Below are 18,537 nucleotides of genomic sequence, written 5' to 3'. Positions count from 1 at the left end.
GCCCGCACCGGTCCCCGGCGGCACGGCGCCCCGCAGCGGTGGCGCGTCCCGGGTCGGAGGGGGCCGGTACCGTGGGAGCCATGTCCTCGCCCTCAGGCCCCGCCGGCCCCACCGACCAGCTCCCCCTGTTCGACGCCGCCCCGCTGCGCGCGCCGCGGGCCGATCCTCCCGCGGCGGACGACGCCGCGGAGCAGGACGTGCTCTTCGACCTCGGGGCGCCCCCGGGCGCCGGGGAGGAGCCCGCCGCGTGGACGGAGGGCCCCCGCGCCTCGTTCGACCTCGAGACGACCGGCCGCGACCCGCACACGGCACGCATCGTCACGGCGTCCGTGGTGCGCACCGACGCCGAGGGGGCCGTGACGGACGAGTGGGAGTGGCTGGCGGACCCGGGGGTGGAGATCCCCGAGGAGGCCGCGGCCGTGCACGGGGTGAGCACCGAGCGGGCCCGCGCCGAGGGGCGGCCCGCCGCGGAGGTGGTCGCGGAGATCGCCGGCGTCCTGGACGCCCTCTTCGCCGCGGGCACGCCCGTGCTGGTGTTCAACGCCTCGTACGACTTCACGGTCCTCGCCCACGAGGGCCGGCGCCACGGGATCGAGGTGCCGCGGCCCTTCCCGGTGCTGGACCCCTACGTGCTCAACAAGCAGGTGCACCGGTACCGGCGCGGCAAGCGCACCCTCGGGGCGCTGTGCGAGGAGTACGGCGTCGAGCTCACCGCGGCGCACACCTCCGCGGCGGACTCGCTCGCCACGGAGCGGCTCGCGGTGCTGATGGCCCGCCGCTTCCCCGAGCTGGTGCGCCCCGCGGCCGCGCTGCACGCCGATCAGGTCGGGTGGGCCGCCGAGCAGGCCGCGAGCCTGCAGGAGTACTTCCGCAGGACCCGGCCGGACGCCGTGGTGGACGGCGCCTGGCCGTTCCGCCGTCCCGAGGACGCCTGAGCGCTCCCGGGACGGCGGCGCGGCCCCGGGTCAGGCGGCGGGCCGGGCCTCGGCGGCCGCGCGGGCCGCGGCCGGCAGGGCGGAGACGATCCGGTCCATCGCGGCGTCGTCGTGCGCGGCGGAGAGGAACCACGCCTCGAACACCGACGGCGGCAGGTAGACGCCCTGGTCGAGCATCGCGTGGAAGAACGCCGGGTAGCGGAAGGTCTCCTGCGCCCTGGCCTGCGCGTAGTCGTGCACGCCGGTGGCGGAGGTGCCGAAGGCGACCGAGAACAGGCTGCCGGCCGACTGGATCGAGTGGTCCACCCCGGCCTCCGTCAGCGCGGCGCGCACCGCGTCCTGGAGCTGCGCCGAGCGCCGGTCGACGGTCTGGTAGGCGATCCGGTCCGCGGTGCGCAGGGTCGCCGCCCCCGCCGCCATCGCCACCGGGTTCCCCGACAGGGTGCCGGCCTGGTAGACGGGGCCCAGGGGCGCCAGGTGGTTCATGACCGCGGCCCGTCCGCCCACCCCGGCGACCGGCAGGCCGCCGCCGATGACCTTGCCGAACATGAACAGGTCGGGCTCCCAGCCGTCCTCGCCGGCGGCGGTGAGGCCCCAGTAGCCGGCCTCGTGCACGCGGAACCCGGTCAGGACCTCGTCGAAGACCATCAGGGCGCCGTGCTCCCGGGTGATCCGGCGCAGCCCCGCGTTGAAGCCCTCGCCGGGGGTGACCACGCCCATGTTGGCGGGCGCGCCCTCGGTGATGACGGCGGCGATCCGGCCCGGGTGCGCGGCGAAGGCCTCCTCCACGGCGGCGAGGTCGTTGTAGGGCAGCACCAGGGTCTCGGCCGCGGTGGCCGCGGTGACCCCGGCGGAGCCCGGCAGGGCGAGGGTCGCGACGCCGGATCCCGCCTCGGACAGCAGGGAGTCCACGTGCCCGTGGTAACACCCGGCGAACTTCACGACGAGGTCCCGGCCGGTCACGCCGCGCGCCAGGCGGATCGCGGTCATGGCCGCCTCCGTGCCGGTCGAGACCATGCGCAGCTCGTCGATCGCGCCGACCCGCTCGACCACGAGCTCGGCCAGCTCGGTCTCGCCGCGCGTGGTCGCCCCGAAGGACAGGCCGCGCTCCACGGCCTCGTGCACGGCCTCGATGACGGCCGGGTGGGAGTGCCCGACGAGGGCGGGCCCCCACGAGCTGACGAGGTCGACGTACTCGCGGCCGTCGGCGTCGGTGAGGTACGGGCCCTTGGCCGCGGTAATGAAGGGCGGGGTCCCGCCCACGGACGCGAAGGCCCGCACGGGGGAGTTGACCCCGCCGGGCATGACCTTGCGCGCGCGGTCGAAGAGTTCCTGGGAAACGCTCATGGGTTCTGTCTGCTTCCTTCCGCCGGGGCTGCCGGCTCGGGGGACGGTGGGGGTCAGGAGAGGCCGTTCTCGTCGCGGAACCAGTCCGCGAGCTCGACGGCGAAGTAGGTGAGCACGGAGTCGGCGCCCGCGCGGCGGATGGACAGCACGGACTCCTGGACCGCCGCCCTCCGGTCGATCCAGCCGTTGGCGGCGGCGGCCTCGATCATGGCGTACTCGCCGGAGATCTGGTACGCGGCCACGGGCACCGGGGAGACCTCGGCCACGTCGCGGAGGATGTCGAGGTAGCTCATGGCCGGTTTGACCATGACCATGTCGGCGCCCTCGTCCAGGTCCAGCTGCAGCTCGTGCAGCGCCTCCCGGCGGTTGGCGGGGTCCATCTGGTAGGTGCGGCGGTCGCCCTGGAGCTGGGAGTCCACGGCCTCGCGGAACGGACCGTAGAACGCGGAGGAGTACTTCGCGGAGTAGGCCAGCACGGCGACGTCGGAGTGCCCGGACTCGTCGAGGGCCGACCGGATCACGCCGACCTGGCCGTCCATCATCCCGGAGGGACCGAGCACGTGGGCACCGGCCTCGGCCTGGGCCACGGCCATGCGGCCGTAGATCTCCAGGGTCGCGTCGTTGTCCACGGTCCCGTCCTCGGCGAGGACGCCGCAGTGGCCGTGATCGGTGAACTCGTCGAGGCACAGGTCGGCCATGACCACGAGGTCGTCGCCGACCTCGGCGCGGACGGCCCGCAGCGCCCGGTTCAGGATCCCCTCGGGGTCGCACCCGGCGCTGCCCTCGGGGTCCCGCTCGGCGGGCACGCCGAAGACCATGAACCCGCCGAGGCCCTTGGCCGCCGCCTCCGCGGCGGCGCGCCGGAGGGAGTCCGGGGAGTGCTGGACGACCCCCGGCATGGAGCCGAGCGGGGCCGGCTCGGTGAGACCCTCCCGGACGAACACGGGGAGGATGAGGTCGGACGGGTGGACCCTGGTCTGCGCGGCGAGGCGGCGCACGGCGGGGGTGGTGCGCAGGCGGCGGGGGCGGGAGACCAGGTCGTAGCGCGGGGTTCGGTGGGTCACGGAGTTCGTCTCCTCGGTCGTCGGGATCGGTGTCGGTGTCGGCGGCGCCGCGGAGTCCGGCGCGGCCGGTGCCGGCGCGGCCGGGTGCGGGGCCGGTGGAGCGGTGCGGGCGGTCCGCGGGGCGGGGCGGGCGGCGGGCGCCCGGTCCGCGAGGGCCCGGGCGAGGGCGTCGCGGATCCCCTCGGGGGTGGGCAGGGCCGCGGCCACGGAGGGCAGTCCGAGGTCGGCGGCGGCGCGGCGGGTGGGCTCGCCGATGGCCACGAGGACGGTGCCCGCCAGGACGGCGGGGTCGTCGCCGACGAGCTCGGCCAGGTGGGACGGCGCCGTGAGCACCACGGCGTCGGCCTCGCCCGCGGCCAGGGCCGCCAGCAGGTCCGACCGGTGCAGCTCCTCGACGTCCTGGTCCGGGGCCGACCGCACGAGGGGCGCGGCGGCCGGCCAGGGCACGGTCTCGTAGGCCGTGGCCGTCAGGACCCGGTACCCCCGCCCGGTCAGGCCGGTCTCGAGCACGGGCCGCGCCCGGGCGGAGAGCGGCAGCAGGACGGTGCCGGGAGCCGGCTCCGGCGGCCAGTCGGCGAGCAGCCCGGCGGCCGAGTGGGCGGTGCCGGGCACGAGGTCCGGCGGCAGCCCGGCCGCCGTGAGGGCCGCGGCCGTGGCGTCCCCCACCGCGGCCACGCGCAGGCCGGCCTCCCGTGCCGCCGCGACCCGGTCGCCGAGCCCCGCACCGGTCGGCTCCCCGGCGACCGCACGCAGCGCCCGGACGGTGGTGACCGAGGTGACCACCAGCCAGGACCCGGCGGCGGCCCCCGGGTCGGCCGCCCGGTCCAGCAGGGCGGCGACGGGACGGGTGTCCCGGGGCAGGGTCGCCTCGAGCAGCGGGGCGAGCCGGACCCGGGCGCCGTGCCCGTGCAGCAGCGCCACGAGCTTCCGGGCCCGGTCCGCGGAGCGGGTCACGACGACCCTGGCCCCGCGCAGGGCGGCGGGGTCGGCGGAACGGTCGGCGGGGCCGGGGTGCGGCACGGGTCTCAGAGCGTCAACCGGGCCAGCCGGCCGGCGCCGTCGGCGAGCAGCTCGTCGCCCAGCCGGAAGCCGAGCGCCCGGGCGGCGTCCACGCCGCGCTCCGCGGTGCGGCCGCTGCGGCGCATGACCCGGCTGCCGTCCGGGTCGGCCACGACGACGTCGAGCACGAGCACGCCGTCCTCGATCCGCGCGAAGGTGCCCACGGGGGCCGCGCAGCCGGCCTCGAGCCGGGTCAGCAGCGCCCGTTCCGCGGTCACGGCGAGGCGGGTCTCCAGGTGGTCCACCGCGGCGAGGGCGGCGGCGAGCGGAGTGTCCCCCGAGGCGTCCTCGGTGCGGCACTCCAGGGCGAGGGCCCCCTGCCCGGGAGCGGGGAGCATGACGGACGGGTCGATCAGCTCGGTGATCGCGTCCTCCAGCCCGAGCCGCCGCAGCCCGGAGGCGGCGAGCACCACGGCGTCGAGGTCGCCGGGGGCCACCCGTCCCAGCCGGGTGCCCACGTTGCCGCGGATGTCGACGATCTCGAGGTCCGGGCGCGCCGCGCGCAGCTGCGCCGCGCGGCGCGGGGAGCCGGTGCCGACCGTGGCCCCGGCAGGCAGACCGGTCAGGGTCAGCCCGTCGCGGGCGCACAGGGCGTCCCGGGGGTCCTCCCGCTCCGGCACCGCGGCGACCTCGAGGCCGGGAACGGGCGCGGTGGGCAGGTCCTTGAGGGAGTGCACGGCCAGGTCCACGGAGCCGGCGAGCAGCGCGGCCCGCAGGGCCGTGGCGAAGACACCGGTGCCGCCCATCTGGGACAGGGGTCCGGTGAGGACGTCGCCCTCGGTGCGGATGGTGACGAGCTCCGGCTCCAGCCCGCCGGCCGCCGCGACGGCGCGGGCCGCCGTGCCGGTCTGCGTGAGCGCGAGCCGGGAGCCGCGGGTCCCGACCCGGAACGACGGGAGCCCCTGTGCCGCGGCCGTCATGCCCACCGCACCTCCCCGGCCTCGTCGAGGTCGACCGGGAGGGGCTCTCCGTGGGGGCGCTGGGCGATGGTCGGACGAGGTCCGGCGGCGCCGCGCAGCACCTTGACGCAGCAGTCCGGGGCGCAGTCGTCGAACCACGTGGCCGAGGCGCAGGCGGAGACCCGCGGCGGGGCGGCGCGTCCGGCGACGCGCTGCTCCACGAGGTCCGCGAGCCCGGCCACGAACTCCGGGTGGGTGCCCGCGGTGGGGGTGCGCACCGCCGGCAGGCCGAGGCGCTCGCAGGTCTCCAGGGCCTCGGTGTCGAGGTCCCACTTGACCTCCATGTGGTCGGAGACGAAGCCCAGCGGCACGAGCACCACGCCGGCGACCCCGCGCCCGGCGACCTCCTCGAGCGCGTCGTTGACGTCCGGCTCGAGCCACGGCACCTGCGGGGGCCCGGAGCGGGACTGGTAGACGAGGTCCCAGGTGTGGTCCCCCAGCTCCTCCGGCCCCACGCGCTCGAGCACGGTCCGGGCGACGGCCAGGTGCTGGGCCACGTAGGCGGAGTTCTCCTCGAAGTCCATCCGCGCCGGCCCGGACGCCTCGGCGTCGGTGGTCGGGATGGAGTGCGTGCAGAACAGGACCGCGATCCTGCCGCCCTCGGCGCCCAGCTGCCCGCGGACCTGCGCGAGGCCCTCCCGGAGGCCCTCGACGAAGGGCTGCACGAAGCCCTCCGAGTCGTAGTACTGGTGGACCTTGTCCACCTGCATCTCCTCCGTGAGGCCGAGCTCCTCGAGCGCCACCCCGTAGTCCTCGCGGTACTGCCGGCAGCCGGAGTAGCTGGAGTAGGCGCTGGTGGCGAGCACCAGGAGCCGGCGCATCCCGCGGGCGTGGCACTCCCGCACGACGTCCGCCACGTAGGGCGCCCAGTTGCGGTTGGCCCACAGCACGGGCACGCTCAGGCCCCGGCCGAGCAGCTCGGCCTCGAGGGCGGCGCGCAGCGCGCGGTTCTGGGCGTTGATGGGGCTCACGCCGCCGTTGGCCCGGTAGTGGGTGGCGACCTCCTCGAGCCGCTCGTCGGGGATGCCGCGGCCCCGCGTGACGTTGCGCAGGAACGGCAGGACGTCGTCCTGCCCCTCCGGGCCGCCGAAGGACGACAGGACCACGGCGTCGTACTGCTCGGGCGCGTGCGCCCGGGCCCGTGACAGGGCGTTCTCGGCGCTCAACGGAGCACCTCCGCGAGCTCCTCGGAGCGGACCCGGCGCCCCGTGTAGAACGGCGTCTCCTCGCGCACGTGCAGCCGTGCCTCCGTGTTGCGGAAGGCCCGCATGACGTCGACGAGGTCCACCAGCTCGGGGGCCTCGAGCGCGAGCAGCCACTCGTAGTCGTTGAGCCCGAAGCACGCGATGGTGTTCGCGAGCACCTGCGGGTAGTCGCGCGCCGCCATGCCGTGGTTGCGCAGCATCTCGGCGCGGCGCTGGGCGTTCATGTAGTACCACTCGTAGGAGCGCACGAACGGGTAGACGCAGACCCAGTCCTCGGGGGCGAGGCCGCGGGCGAAGGACGGCGAGTGGTTCCGGGTGAACTCGGCGTCCCGGTGGACGCCCATCGCGTTCCAGGCCTGCGCGGTGCCGGCCAGCAGCTCCGTGCGGCGGAGCCGGCGGACCGCGGACTGGAGCACCTGGGGGTCGTCGCCGTGCAGCCACGTCAGGACGTCGGCGTCCTCGCGCATCCCCGAGACGTCGTAGGCGCCGCGCAGCGTCACGCCCTCCGCCGCCAGCTGCTCGACCACGCCGTCGAACTCGGCGGCCGCCGAGGCGTCGTCGCCGGCCGTCCGGGACCCGGCGCCGTCGGCGTGACGGGCGAACACGGACCAGACGGCCCAGTGCAGCTGCTCCGCGCCCCCGTCCTGCGTCGGCTCGGGCCGGGCGGCCGGACGGTCGCCGTTCTCGTGGGAGCTGGTGTCGTGGGACAAGGCTCAGTCCTTTCGTCGGGTGCTGGTCGGTGGGGTCCGGGCCGGCTCGGAGGCGGCCGGCGCGGCGGTGTCCGGGACGCCCGCCTCGGCGAGCAGGGCGCGGACCTGGGATCGGGTGTCGGCGACGACGGAGGCGAGGCCCGTGCCCGCGAGCCACCCGCCGACCGCGACGGCGTCGGGCAGCACCGCGAGCGCCCGCCGGAACTCGGCGACGCGCCGGGCGTGCCCGACGCCGGCGCGGGGCAGCGCGGAGCGCCAGCGCACGATGTCCGCGCCGGCGAGCTGGCCCGGCCGCAGGGGCATCCCCAGGAGGGTCGAGGCGTCGGAGAGGGCCAGCCGGATGAGCTGGTCGTCCGGCAGGGCCACCTCCGGGGGCACGGCGGTGGCGTCGGTCTGGGCGCGGCCGTAGGAGAGCCGCAGCACGTGCCGGCCGGGACCGGCGGCCTCCCGGACCCAGTTCCACTTGGCGCTCGCGTGCGTGAGGGCCTTGGCGCGCACGCCGCGGGCGTCCTCGCTCACGAGCAGGCCGGTGCCCCGGGGGGCGCCGTCGAGGCGCGGCTCGTCGACCACGAGCGTGGCCAGGGCCACCTGGGGTCCCGGCTCGGGGGCGAAGCGCTGGAGGTCCTCCTCGTGGCCGGCGAGGAGCCGGACGGCGGTCGTGCCGTCGGTGGCCAGCACGAGCAGCTCGCCCCGTGCCACGGCGGTCTTGTGCCCGTGGCGCGGCTGGCGCTGGATGACCATCCAGCCCTCGCGCCGGGGGTCGCGGTCCAGGGCGATGACGTCGTAGCCGGTGACGAGCTTCACGCCCGCCCGCTCGAGGTCGTGCACGAGCGTCTCGGACAGGGCGTTCATGCCGCCGCGCAGCCCGGCCACGTTGGCCCCCGCGGGCGCGGCGCGGCGCAGGGCCGCGGCCGCGGCGCCGAGGGAGCCGTGCTCGCGCAGGGCCCGGCGCAGCCCGGGGGCCACGGCGTCGACGTCGAGGTCGTCGGGATGGGCGGAGTGCACGCCCGTGGCGAAGGGCGCGACGAGCCGGTCGACCACCCGCTCCCCCATCCGGGCCCGGACGAGGCCGCCGAGGGAGCGCTCGGTCATGCCGACGAACGCGGGCAGCCTGCGGTCGAGGCCGGCGCGCAGCATGCCGGCCCGGCCGAGCGCCGCCCGCAGCCGGGGGGCGGTGGGGTCCGCCGGGATGCCCAGGATCCCGGAGTCGGGCGCGGGCACGGCGCCCTCCGGCAGGAACAGCCACGAGCCGGAGCGGTTGGGGTGCACCACGCGCTCGCCGAGCCCGAGCTCCTCCAGCAGGTCCGGGACCGCCCGGGAGCGGGTCGCGAAGGACTCGGCGCCCGAGTCCAGCACGAGGCCCGCCACCTGGTGGGCGCCGACGGCTCCGCCGAGGTGGTCCTCGGCCTCCACCAGCGTCACGCGCAGCCCGCGGGCGGCGAGGTCGCGTGCGGCCACGAGCCCGGAGACGCCGCCGCCCACCACGAGGGCGGAGCGGGGCGGGGTCCGTCGGGCGGGCGTGCCGTCCGGCTCCGCGCTCACGGCCGGCCACCGCCCGGGGACTGCTCCAGCGGCTGGTCGTGGACGAAGGAGACGAGGTCGGTCAGCACCTGCGGGTCGGTCCCCGGCGGGACGCCGTGGCCCAGGTTGACGACGTGCCCCGGGGCGGAGGCCCCGCCGCGCAGCACCTCGCGCACGTGCTCGGCGAGCACGGGCCAGGGCGCGGCGAGCAGGGCCGGGTCGATGTTGCCCTGCAGCACCGTGGTCCCGCCGAGCCGGCGGCCGGCCTCCGCCAGGGGGATCCGGTAGTCCACGCCCACCGCGTCCGCGCCGGCGTCCCGCATCGCGACGAGGAGCTCGCCCGTGCCCGTGCCGAAGTGGACGCGGGGCACGGCGAGGTCCTCGACGGCGCTCAGCGCGGCCGCCGAGTGCTCCAGGACGTGCGCGGTGTAGTCGGCCAGGGACAGGGACCCCGCCCACGAGTCGAAGAGCTGCACGGCCGAGGCGCCGGCCTCGACCTGCGCGCGCAGGAACGCCCCGGAGGTCCGGGCCGCCCACTCCGCGAGCGCCCGCCACGCCGCCGGGTCGGCGTGCATCATGGTGCGCGGCAGCAGGTGGTCGCGGGAGGGCCCGCCCTCGACCATGTAGGCGGCCACGGTGAACGGCGCCCCCGCGAAGCCGATGAGCGGGGTCGCGCCGAGCTCCGCGACCGTGCGGGCGACGGCCTCGCGGATCGGGTCGAGGGCCCCCTCGGCGAGCTCGGGCAGGGCCGCGACGTCGGCGGCCGTGCGCACGGGGCGCTCCAGCACGGGCCCGCGGCCCGGGACGATCTCGACGTCCACGCCGGCCACGCGCATGGGCACGACGATGTCGGAGAAGAAGATCGCGGCGTCGACGTCGTGCCGGCGCACCGGCTGGAGCGTGATCTCCGCGGCCATCGCGGGGTCCAGGCAGGCGTCGAGCATCGCGGTGCCCTGGCGCAGGGACCGGTACTCCGGCAGCGACCGGCCCGCCTGCCGCATGAACCACACCGGGCGGCGGTCCGGCGCGCGCCCCGTGAGGGCCTGCAGCAGCGGGGCGTCCAGCGTGCCGGCGGAGCGCAGCGGATGGCCCTGCGGCAGCGCCCCGAGGGATCCGGTGAGGCGCCGGAACGCCGTCGAGGGGTGGATGCCGCCCGTGGGGTGCCCGGGATCGGCTGCGGTCGACGTGTCCGGCGTGCTCGCCGTCTCAGGGGTGGTAGGCATAGTGCTCCCATTGTGCCAAGGAACACCGACGTCGTTTACCGACGCAGCGTCACCGGGGGCCCGGGACGGGCGGGCGGGGCGGACGTGAGCGTTCTCTCGGACGTCACCGAGGCGCGGATCCGCGGTGACCGTCTAGTATGAATGCACTGTGGTCCTCTTCGCACTCGTCGCCTCCCACCAGAACGTCGATCTGAACACCGTTGCGCGTCTCAGCACCGGTGCGCTCGGGCTGTCCGAGGAGATGGTCCGCGGCGGGGCCCTCCGGGGCTCCGTGACCCTCTCGACGTGCAACCGGCTCGAGATCTACGGCGAGCTCGAGGACGTGCCGGGCACCTCCTCGGGGGCGGCGCTGGACCGGGTGCTGGCCGACCTCGCCGAGCAGATCGGCTCCCGCGCCGGGCTCGACCCCGAGTTCGTGGCCGGCTCCCTGCGGGCCTTCACCGACTCCGGTGCCGCGCGCCACCTCTTCACGGTGGTCTCCGGCCTGGAGTCCGCCGTGGTGGGCGAGCGCGAGATCACCGGGCAGGTCCGCCGCGCCCTCAACGACGCCCAGCAGGCCGGGACGGTCTCCGGCAAGCTCCTGCGGCTGTTCGAGGCGGCCGCCCGCACCGCCCGCAAGGTGGGCACGCAGACCGCCCTCGGCGAGCGCGGCCGCTCCATCGTCTCCGTGGCCCTGGACCTCGCCGACGACGTCACGGCCGGCACCTGGACGTCGCGGCGGGCCCTGGTCTTCGGCACGGGCGCCTACGCGGGGGCGACCATGGCCGCCCTCCGCGACCGCGGCTGCGCCGACATCGAGGTGTACTCGGCGTCCGGACGGGCCGGGCAGTTCACGGAGAACCGCGGCGGCACGCCGGTGGGGACCGAGGAGCTGGACGCGGCCCTGGAGCGCGCCGACGTCGTCATCGGCTGCAGCGGCGGCTCCGCCCCCATGGGCGCCGCCGCGTTCCCGGCCGGGTCCCGCACCGTGGTCGACCTCGCCCTCACCCGGGACTTCGACCCCGCCGTGGCGGACCTGCCCGGCGTCGAGCTCATCACCCTGGAGTCGGTGCGCGTGGCCGCCCCGGAGGAGACCCGGGAGTCCGTCGAGGCCGCGAGCGGGATCGTCGAGCGCGCCGCCCAGGAGTTCGCCGCGAGCCAGGACGCCCGCGACATGGACGCCGCGATCGTCGCCCTGCGCAAGCACACCATGGCCGTCCTGGACGCGGAGCTGGAGAAGGTCACCGCCCACCACGGGTGCACGGCCGCGCAGGAGCAGATCGAGCTCGCGATGCGCCGCATGGTGCGCTCGCTCCTGCACACCCCCACCGTCCGCGCGCGCGAGCTCGCCGCGCAGGGCCGGCAGGACGAGTACATCACCGGCCTCGAGGCGCTCTACGGGATCGAGGTCCCCGCGCCCGCCGCGGAGCGGGCCGAGCCCCCGGCCGCCGCGGCGCCGCCGGAGATCACCCGCCGCCCCCAGGCCGCGGGGTAGGCCGGCAGTCGTTCGGCCGGCGCCGCCGGCCGGTTGAGGAGGAACGGTTCATGACTGAGACCAGGAGAGGCCGCCCCGCGCGCCTTCCGCGCGAGGCCCGCCGGCGGCAGCTGCTCGAGACGGCGCTGACCGTGTTCTCCTCGAACGGCTACCACGGCTCGTCCATGGACGACATCGCCGACGCCGCCCGGGTGAGCAAGCCCGTGCTCTACCAGCACTTCCCCGGCAAGCGCGAGCTCTACCTCGCCCTCGTGGACCACTACCTGCAGGAGCTCTCCCTCGGCCTCGTCTCGGCGCTGCAGGCCAGCGACGTCAACCGCGAACGGGTGGAGTTCATGCTGGACGTCTACTTCGGCTTCGTGGAGGACAACCCGGAGGCCCACCGGCTGATCTTCGAGTCGGACCTGCTGGCGGACCCGGAGGTCGCGGAGCGCTTCGAGAACTTCCACCTGGCCGTGGCCGACTCGATCGCCGGGGTCCTCGGGCCCAACGCGGGGCTGAGCCACCCGCACGCGGTGCTCGTCTCGCGCTCCCTCACCGGCATGGCGCAGACCGCCGCGGTGCACTGGATCCGCAACCCCGGCACCGGCGGGCGGGCGGAGGCCCAGCGCCAGATCTTCCGTTTAGCTTGGGGCGGAATCTCGATCATCGACGAGGACTGGCAGTAGCGCCCTCCTAGACTGACCGGGACGCATCCCGCAGCCCCGTCCAGGAGGAACCATGGAAATCAAGATCGGTGTTCAGCACGTCGCCCGGGAGATCGTCGTCGAGTCCGCCCTCGAGGCGCCGGAGGCCGTGGAGCTGATCACCGCCGCCGTCTCCGCCGGGTCCCCGCTGACCCTGACCGACACGAAGGGCAACGTGACGGTCGTTCCCGGCGGCGCCATCGGCTACGCCGCCGTCGGCGCCGAGCAGAAGCGGCCCGTGGGCTTCATGCCCTTCACGAAGGACGACTGAGACCTCGTCCGCCGGCCACGGCGGACCCGGCCCGGCGACCGCACGGAGGGTGCGCGGTCGTCGGGCTACACTGTTAAGCGCACTGGATGACCGGTCGTACCCGCGATCCCACGAACGACAGACACCTCATCGCCCCCGCTCCCCGCGGACAGGCCCCTGACGGCGGCCCCGCGCAGGACCGGATCCGGGCGCCACGAACCCGTGGCCCGCCCGGTCGAGGCGGCGCACGCTCACGATCGGCTTCCACCCAACGCACGCCCCCGGCGGCCGCCAGCACGGCGGCCCGGAGGCCCGGACCCCGGTCCCCTCCCCCGGCCGGGCGTGCCCGAACGAAGGAACCCGACCGTGACCGACCACATCACCGACACCGCACCGGCCGCCGCCGCGCCCGGCGACGACGCCGCCCTCGAGGGCACCCCCGAGGTGGTCGTCGAGACCACCGAGCACCCCGAGCCGCTGCCCCAGGACTTCGCCGAGTTCGGCGTGCGCCAGGACATCGTGGACTCCCTCGCCGCCGAGGGCATCGTCCACCCCTTCCCCATCCAGGCCATGACCCTGCCCGTGGCGCTGTCCGGCCAGGACATCATCGGCCAGGCCAAGACCGGCACGGGCAAGACCCTCGGCTTCGGCATCCCCGTGGTCCAGCGCGTCGTGGGCCGCGGCGACGCAGGGTGGGACCAGCTGAAGAAGCCCGGCGCCCCGCAGGCGCTCATCGTGGTGCCCACGCGCGAGCTCGCCGTCCAGGTCGGCCACGACCTGGCGACCGCCGCGCGGACCCGCAACGCCCGGGTGGCGACCATCTACGGCGGCCGCGCCTACGAGCCCCAGATCGAGGAGCTCCAGGCGGGCGTCGAGGTCGTGGTCGGCACCCCCGGCCGGCTCATCGACCTCAACCGGCAGCGCCACCTCGACCTCTCCGCCGTGCGGGCCGTGGTGCTGGACGAGGCCGACGAGATGCTCGACCTCGGCTTCCTGCCCGACGTCGAGAAGCTGCTCTCGGCCGTGCCCGAGGTCCGCCAGACCATGCTCTTCTCCGCGACGATGCCCGGGCCCGTGGTGGCCATGGCCCGCCGCTACATGACCAAGCCCATGCACATCCGGGCCGCCGCGCCCGACGAGGGCGCCACCAAGAAGGACATCCGCCAGGTGGTCTACCGGGCGCACCACCTCGACAAGGACGAGGTCGTGGCACGGATCCTGCAGGCCGAGGGCCGGGGCCGCACCATCGTGTTCACCAAGACCAAGCGGGCCGCGGCCAAGCTCGCGGACGAGCTGATCGGCCGCGGCTTCGCCGCCGCCCCGCTGCACGGGGACCTGGGCCAGGGCGCGCGCGAGCAGGCGCTGCGCGCGTTCCGCAACAACAAGGTCGACGTGCTCGTGGCCACGGACGTCGCCGCGCGCGGCATCGACGTCGAGGACGTCACCCACGTCATCAACTTCCAGTGCCCCGAGGACGAGAAGACGTACCTGCACCGGACCGGGCGCACCGGCCGCGCCGGCAACAAGGGCACGGCCGTGACGTTCGTGGACTGGGACGACGTCCCGCGCTGGCGGCTGATCGACAAGGCCCTGGAGCTCGGCATCCCCGAGCCCCGCGAGACCTACTCCTCGTCCGAGCACCTGTACGAGGAGCTGAGCATCCCGAAGGGCACCAAGGGCCGGCTCCCCCGGTCCAAGCGCACCCACGAGGGGCTCGGCGCCGAGGTGCTCGAGGACCTCGGCGAGCCCGGCGGGCGCAAGAGCGGCCCGCGCGGCGACGGCCGGGACGGCCGCTCGCGCGAGCGCGGCGGCGCCCGGCGCGGCGAGGGCCGCGGCGAGAACCGCGGTGCCGGCCGCGGCGAGGGCCGCGGCGAGAACCGCGGTGCCGGCCGCGGCGAGGGCCGTGGCGAGAACCGCGGTGCCGGCCGCGGCGAGGGCCGTGGTGCGGGCCGCGGCCGCCGGGACGACGCCGCCTCGCCCGCCGCCCCGCGGGAGACGGCCCGGGAGAGGACCCGCGAGGCGCCCCGGGAGACCTCGGTGGAGCGCACCCCGGACGGCACCACCCGCCGCCGCCGGCGCCGCCGCGGTGCCGGCGGGGCCCGGCAGGAGCAGAGCGGCACCGCCGCCGAGTGAGCCCCTTCGCCTTCGACGCCGAGGGCCCCGACGCGGTGGTCGCCGCGGAGAACCTGGATCTCCTGCGGCGGCTGCCCGGCGGGGCCTTCCGCATGATCTACGTGGACCCGCCCTTCAACACGGGCCGCACCCAGCGCCGGCGGGAGTCCACCGTGACCCCGGCCTCCGCCGGCGCGGGAGACCGCACCGGCTTCGCCGGCCGCTCCTACACGACCGTGCTGGGGGCCCTGCGCAGCTACGACGACGCGTTCGCCGACTACTGGGGGTTCCTGGAGCCCCGCCTGCGGGAGGCCTGGCGGGTGCTCGCGGACGACGGGACGCTGTACCTGCACCTGGACTACCGGGAGGTGCACTACGCCAAGGTCATGCTGGACGCGATCTTCGGGCGCGAGTCCTTCCTGAACGAGATCATCTGGGCCTACGACTACGGCGGGCGCTCCCGGCGCCGCTGGCCCGCCAAGCACGACAACGTCCTGGTGTACGTGAAGGACCCCGAGCGGTACCTGTTCGACAGCGCCGAGGTGGACCGGGAGCCGTACATGGCCCCCGGCCTGGTGACCCCCGAGAAGGTCCGCCTGGGCAAGCTGCCGACGGACGTGTGGTGGCACACCATCGTCTCCCCCACCGGCCGGGAGAAGACCGGCTATCCCACGCAGAAGCCGGTGGGCCTCGTGCGGCGGATGGTCGCCGCCAGCTCCGCCCGCGGGGACTGGGTGCTGGACTTCTTCGCCGGCTCCGGAACGCTCGGCGCGGCCGCCGGGCAGCTGGGACGGCGGTTCGTGTGCGTGGACCGGAACCCGGAGGCGATCGAGGTCATGCGCGCCCGCCTGCCGGGGGCGACCGTGTGGGACTGAGCACGGACACCCCCGGTGACGGCGTCGGGCCCGGACCGCACGAGGCGGTCCGGGCCCGACGCCGTGGTGCGCGGGGAGCGGCTCAGACGAGGTCGTTCCCCTCGCGCCTGGCCGCGGCAGCCTCCTTGCCGAAGGCGGTGCAGATCACGGCCAGGGTGCCGGCCACCAGGAGGGGCCAGACGAGGACGTAGACGGTGAGGGCGATCGGGGACATGGGCGTCCTTTCGGGGTCGTCGGGAAGTCAGAGCGCGCCGCGGGCGGTGAGCGCCTGCTCGGCCGGGCTCTCGGTGGACTCGTCGGTGAGGTCCTCGGCGGGGTCGTCGGTGAAGTCGCCGGTGCGCCGCCGGATCGAGGCGAAGTCGAAGTCGTCGCGGTGGCGCACGGACATCGCCCAGCACACCACCGTGCTCACCGCGTAGGCGACGAGGGAGCCCGTGAGGGCCTCGTAGTCGCGCAGGAAGCCCAGCACGAACGGCGCGGAGGCGAGGGAGCCCACCAGGCCGACGACGAGGGCCGGGCGGGTGCCGAGGAACCCGAAGACCATCAGGCCCAGGACCACGCCCACGCCCACGACGGCCAGGACCTCGACGAGCAGCGGCAGCAGGCCCGTGCCGGGGACGGCCCCGAAGCGCACGGGCAGGAACACGGCCAGCGCGGCGAGCACCGAGACGGTGAACGCCCGGTTCGTGACCTTGCCCCAGTAGAAGCTCGCGATGACGGGGAAGACCAGCGCGCCCCAGAGGGCCCCCACGAACACGAGCAGGTCGAGGATGTTCAGCTGCAGGCTCGCGAACACGACGGCCACGGCCGTGGCGACGAGCATGGTCAGCCGGCCGACGAGCAGCATGGTCCGCGGGTCGGCCTTCCGGCCCCGGCTGCGCACGCCCTGGCCGTAGATGTCCGCCATGGTGATCGAGGACAGGGCGGAGAGGTCGGAGTCGGCGGTCGAGGAGAGCGAGCCGATGACCATGACGAAGAACACCGCCAGCAGGATGCCCGGCAGGTAGCCGGCCGCGATCTGCGGCAGCAGGTTGTTGGTGTCCCCGCCGACGGGCTCGAGCCCGGCGTAGAGGGCGAGCACGCCGATCATGCCGATGCCGATGATGGTCGCGCCGTAGCCGATGGTCGCGGTGACGAAGGTCGGCCGGATGAGGTCCTCGCGCACGGCGAAGAGCCGCTGGGCGATGGTCTGGTTGCCGATGGCGTACGCCAGCACGGCCGCGATGTAGGGCGCGCCCTGGTTGAGGAAGGCGTCGCCGGAGAAGAAGGTGCCCTGCTCGGGCGTCAGGTTCCGGGCGCCCTCGGTGAACAGGGACGGCCCGCCCAGGAGGAAGAAGAGCGCGGGGACGATGATCACGACCGCGCCGAGCATGGCCACGACCTGGGCGAAGTCGGTGAGCACCGAGGCCCGGAACCCGGACCACAGCGTGTACAGGAGCACGCCGACGGCGATGACGACGACGCCCTGCACGAAGCTGAACGGCGAGAGCATCGAGATGAGCGCGCCGCCGGCGATGAAGTTGGACATGAGGCTGATGACGCTGCCCACCACGTTGGAGCCGGCGAGCATGAGCTGGCTGGAGCGCCCGTGCCGGGCGTACATGACCTCGGCCAGGGTGTGGGCGTGCGGGGCGACCTTGCGGATCCGGCGGCCGAACGGGTAGATGAACAGGATCATCAGCGCGCCCCACAGCCCGTAGTGGATGGGCCCGGAGATCCCGTAGGTGTAGCCGGAGGTGACCGAGGCGTACATCGAGGACGCCCAGATCCAGGTCGCGGTCATGGACGCCGCGGAGACGCCGAAGCCGACCCCGTGACCGGCCGTCATGTAGCTGTCCGCGTTCTCCTTCCGGTGCCCGATGCGCACGGACATGAGAAAGGTCCCCCCGTAGAAGAGCACGAGGAGACCGAGGGTCAGGAGGAGCCCGAAGGGCGGTTCGATGTCGGCGGGCGGCATGCAGGTCCTTTCGTCGGGGCGGAGGGCACTGCGGGGCGCCGGCCGCCGGCTGATCGGGAGGGTGCCGCGCGGGGGGCGTTGCTGCGTCGACGCACGTCCGGGAGCGGCCTGGGCGAACGTAACACACGGCCGACGGCCGGCCGGGGGCGGCGGCGGCCCCCGGATCGGCCGTTCCGGCCCGTCGTGACGGGGCAGGACGGTCCTCGGGGCCCAGAGCCCGACGTGAGCGATCTCACCGCCTCCGGAGGGTCGAGCAGGGCGTGGCGGCGGCCGCCGGGTGGTAGAAGCAGGGGCGGCGGAACGCTCAGGGGTAGCGCACGGCCACGCCGGAGACGGCCTGCTCCTCGATCCGCACGAGCGACTGGACGGACGTCAGGTTCTCGCCCAGCCGGTTCGGCTTGCCGGCGCCGTGGTAGTCGCTGGAGCCCGTGACCACCAGGTCGTGCTCGGAGGCCATCCGGACCAGGCGGGCCCGCGCGTCGTCGGGGTTGTCCCGGTGCGCGACCTCGAGCCCGCCGAGACCGGCGTCGATCATGGCCTCGAAGACCTCCGGGCCGACCACCCGGCCGCGGGCCGCGGCGAGCGGGTGGGCGAACACCGGGACGCCGCCCGCGGCCCGCACGAGGCGGACCGCGTGCACCGGGTCCGGGGCGTAGTGGGGGACGTAGTAGCGGGAGCGGCTGTGCAGCACCGAGGCGAAGGCCGCGGTGCGGTTCTCCACGACGCCCACGGTGACGAGGGCGTCGGCGATGTGCGGGCGGCCCACGGTCGCCCCCTCGTGCACGTGCTCCAGGACCACGTCCCAGTCGATCGGGTAGTCCTCGGACAGCAGCTCGACCATGCGCTCGGCCCGCGTGCGCCGGGAGCAGCGGGAGGACTCGACCTCGGCGAGCAGCCCCGGCTCCTCCGGGTCGTGCAGGTAGCTCAGCAGGTGTACCGAGATCCCGTCACCGGTGGTGCAGGAGATCTCCATGCCCGGGACGAAGGCGACCCCCAGGGCCACGGCGGCGTCCCCGGCCGCCCGCCACCCGGACGTGGTGTCGTGGTCGGTGAGGGCGAACACGTCCAGGCCCGCCGCGTGCGCCGCACGGGCGACGTCCGCCGGGCTCTCCGTGCCGTCGGAGTCGGACGAGTGCGTGTGCAGGTCGATCTTCACCCGC

At 75.5% G+C, this 18,537-nt stretch carries 16 protein-coding genes and 1 pseudogene; 6 read left to right on the top strand and 11 right to left on the bottom strand.

What is annotated here, in order from left to right:
* Window positions 1-80 precede the first annotated feature (80 nt).
* Window positions 81-935, top strand: a complete 855-nt coding sequence (locus RCG67_RS08085; protein ID WP_082697153.1) for a 3'-5' exonuclease — start codon at window positions 81-83, stop codon at window positions 933-935.
* Window positions 936-965: 30 nt separating this feature from the next.
* On the opposite strand, the gene hemL is transcribed toward RCG67_RS08085, so the two are convergent.
* From hemL to hemE, 8 genes and pseudogenes are all read right to left on the bottom strand, one after another.
* Window positions 966-2,282, bottom strand: coding sequence for a glutamate-1-semialdehyde 2,1-aminomutase (hemL, locus tag RCG67_RS08080; protein WP_368825650.1), 1,317 nt, complete (start codon window positions 2,280-2,282; stop codon window positions 966-968).
* A gap of 53 nt (window positions 2,283-2,335) precedes the next feature.
* A complete protein-coding gene (gene hemB, locus RCG67_RS08075) occupies window positions 2,336-3,346 on the bottom strand; it encodes a porphobilinogen synthase (protein WP_368825836.1) in 1,011 nt (336 codons plus the stop codon).
* Window positions 3,347-3,532: 186 nt separating this feature from the next.
* A pseudogene (locus tag RCG67_RS08070) lies at window positions 3,533-4,267 on the bottom strand (uroporphyrinogen-III synthase); the annotation flags it as partial.
* 104 nt (window positions 4,268-4,371) lie between these two features.
* On the bottom strand, window positions 4,372-5,325 hold the full coding sequence (hemC, locus tag RCG67_RS08065) for a hydroxymethylbilane synthase (RefSeq protein WP_368825649.1): 954 nt from the start codon (window positions 5,323-5,325) through the stop codon (window positions 4,372-4,374).
* Complete coding sequence (locus RCG67_RS08060) at window positions 5,322-6,530, bottom strand: ferrochelatase (protein WP_368825648.1); 1,209 nt, start codon at window positions 6,528-6,530, stop codon at window positions 5,322-5,324. Before RCG67_RS08060 ends, hemC begins: the two co-directional genes overlap by 4 nt.
* A complete protein-coding gene (gene hemQ / locus RCG67_RS08055; RefSeq protein ID WP_368825647.1) occupies window positions 6,527-7,279 on the bottom strand; it encodes a hydrogen peroxide-dependent heme synthase in 753 nt (250 codons plus the stop codon). Before hemQ ends, RCG67_RS08060 begins: the two co-directional genes overlap by 4 nt.
* Before the next feature lie 3 nt (window positions 7,280-7,282).
* Window positions 7,283-8,821 (bottom strand): protoporphyrinogen oxidase, encoded by a 1,539-nt coding sequence (gene hemG, locus RCG67_RS08050; protein WP_368825646.1) that lies wholly within the window; start codon window positions 8,819-8,821, stop codon window positions 7,283-7,285.
* Complete coding sequence (gene hemE / locus RCG67_RS08045) at window positions 8,818-10,023, bottom strand: uroporphyrinogen decarboxylase (RefSeq protein WP_368825645.1); 1,206 nt, start codon at window positions 10,021-10,023, stop codon at window positions 8,818-8,820. The genes hemG and hemE overlap by 4 nt, the downstream gene beginning before the upstream one ends.
* A gap of 148 nt (window positions 10,024-10,171) precedes the next feature.
* Between hemE and RCG67_RS08040 the strand changes: the two genes are divergently transcribed.
* The 5 genes from RCG67_RS08040 (at window position 10,172) to RCG67_RS08020 (ending at window position 15,420) form a co-directional block, all read left to right on the top strand.
* Complete coding sequence (locus RCG67_RS08040) at window positions 10,172-11,497, top strand: glutamyl-tRNA reductase (RefSeq protein ID WP_368825644.1); 1,326 nt, start codon at window positions 10,172-10,174, stop codon at window positions 11,495-11,497.
* A gap of 50 nt (window positions 11,498-11,547) precedes the next feature.
* The gene (locus tag RCG67_RS08035; RefSeq protein ID WP_368825643.1) at window positions 11,548-12,165 is read left to right on the top strand and encodes a TetR/AcrR family transcriptional regulator; all 618 of its coding nucleotides are present in this window, start codon (window positions 11,548-11,550) and stop codon (window positions 12,163-12,165) included.
* Window positions 12,166-12,217: 52 nt separating this feature from the next.
* Window positions 12,218-12,454, top strand: coding sequence for a DUF3107 domain-containing protein (locus RCG67_RS08030; RefSeq protein ID WP_058874809.1), 237 nt, complete (start codon window positions 12,218-12,220; stop codon window positions 12,452-12,454).
* A gap of 345 nt (window positions 12,455-12,799) precedes the next feature.
* Window positions 12,800-14,566, top strand: a complete 1,767-nt coding sequence (locus RCG67_RS08025) for a DEAD/DEAH box helicase (protein WP_438612650.1) — start codon at window positions 12,800-12,802, stop codon at window positions 14,564-14,566.
* A complete protein-coding gene (locus RCG67_RS08020) occupies window positions 14,563-15,420 on the top strand; it encodes a DNA-methyltransferase (protein WP_368825642.1) in 858 nt (285 codons plus the stop codon). Before RCG67_RS08025 ends, RCG67_RS08020 begins: the two co-directional genes overlap by 4 nt.
* Before the next feature lie 82 nt (window positions 15,421-15,502).
* Here the strand turns inward: RCG67_RS08020 and RCG67_RS08015 are convergent, their stop codons facing one another.
* From RCG67_RS08015 to RCG67_RS08005, 3 genes are all read right to left on the bottom strand, one after another.
* Window positions 15,503-15,634 carry a putative transporter small subunit gene (locus tag RCG67_RS08015; protein ID WP_368825641.1) on the bottom strand — a complete coding sequence of 44 codons (132 nt, stop codon included), beginning with the start codon at window positions 15,632-15,634 and terminating at the stop codon, window positions 15,503-15,505.
* A 27-nt stretch (window positions 15,635-15,661) separates the two neighbouring features.
* Window positions 15,662-17,377 carry a sodium:solute symporter family protein gene (locus RCG67_RS08010; protein ID WP_368825640.1) on the bottom strand — a complete coding sequence of 572 codons (1,716 nt, stop codon included), beginning with the start codon at window positions 17,375-17,377 and terminating at the stop codon, window positions 15,662-15,664.
* 304 nt (window positions 17,378-17,681) lie between these two features.
* Window positions 17,682-18,533 (bottom strand): PHP domain-containing protein, encoded by an 852-nt coding sequence (locus tag RCG67_RS08005; protein WP_368825639.1) that lies wholly within the window; start codon window positions 18,531-18,533, stop codon window positions 17,682-17,684.
* Window positions 18,534-18,537: the final 4 nt, after the last annotated feature.

Origin of the sequence: Kocuria cellulosilytica, from assembly GCF_040981245.1 — a bacterium.
GTDB lineage: Bacteria > Actinomycetota > Actinomycetes > Actinomycetales > Micrococcaceae > Kocuria > Kocuria cellulosilytica.
The sequence above is the reverse complement of the archived record's forward strand: the minus strand, read 5'-3'. Positions and strand labels throughout refer to the sequence as shown.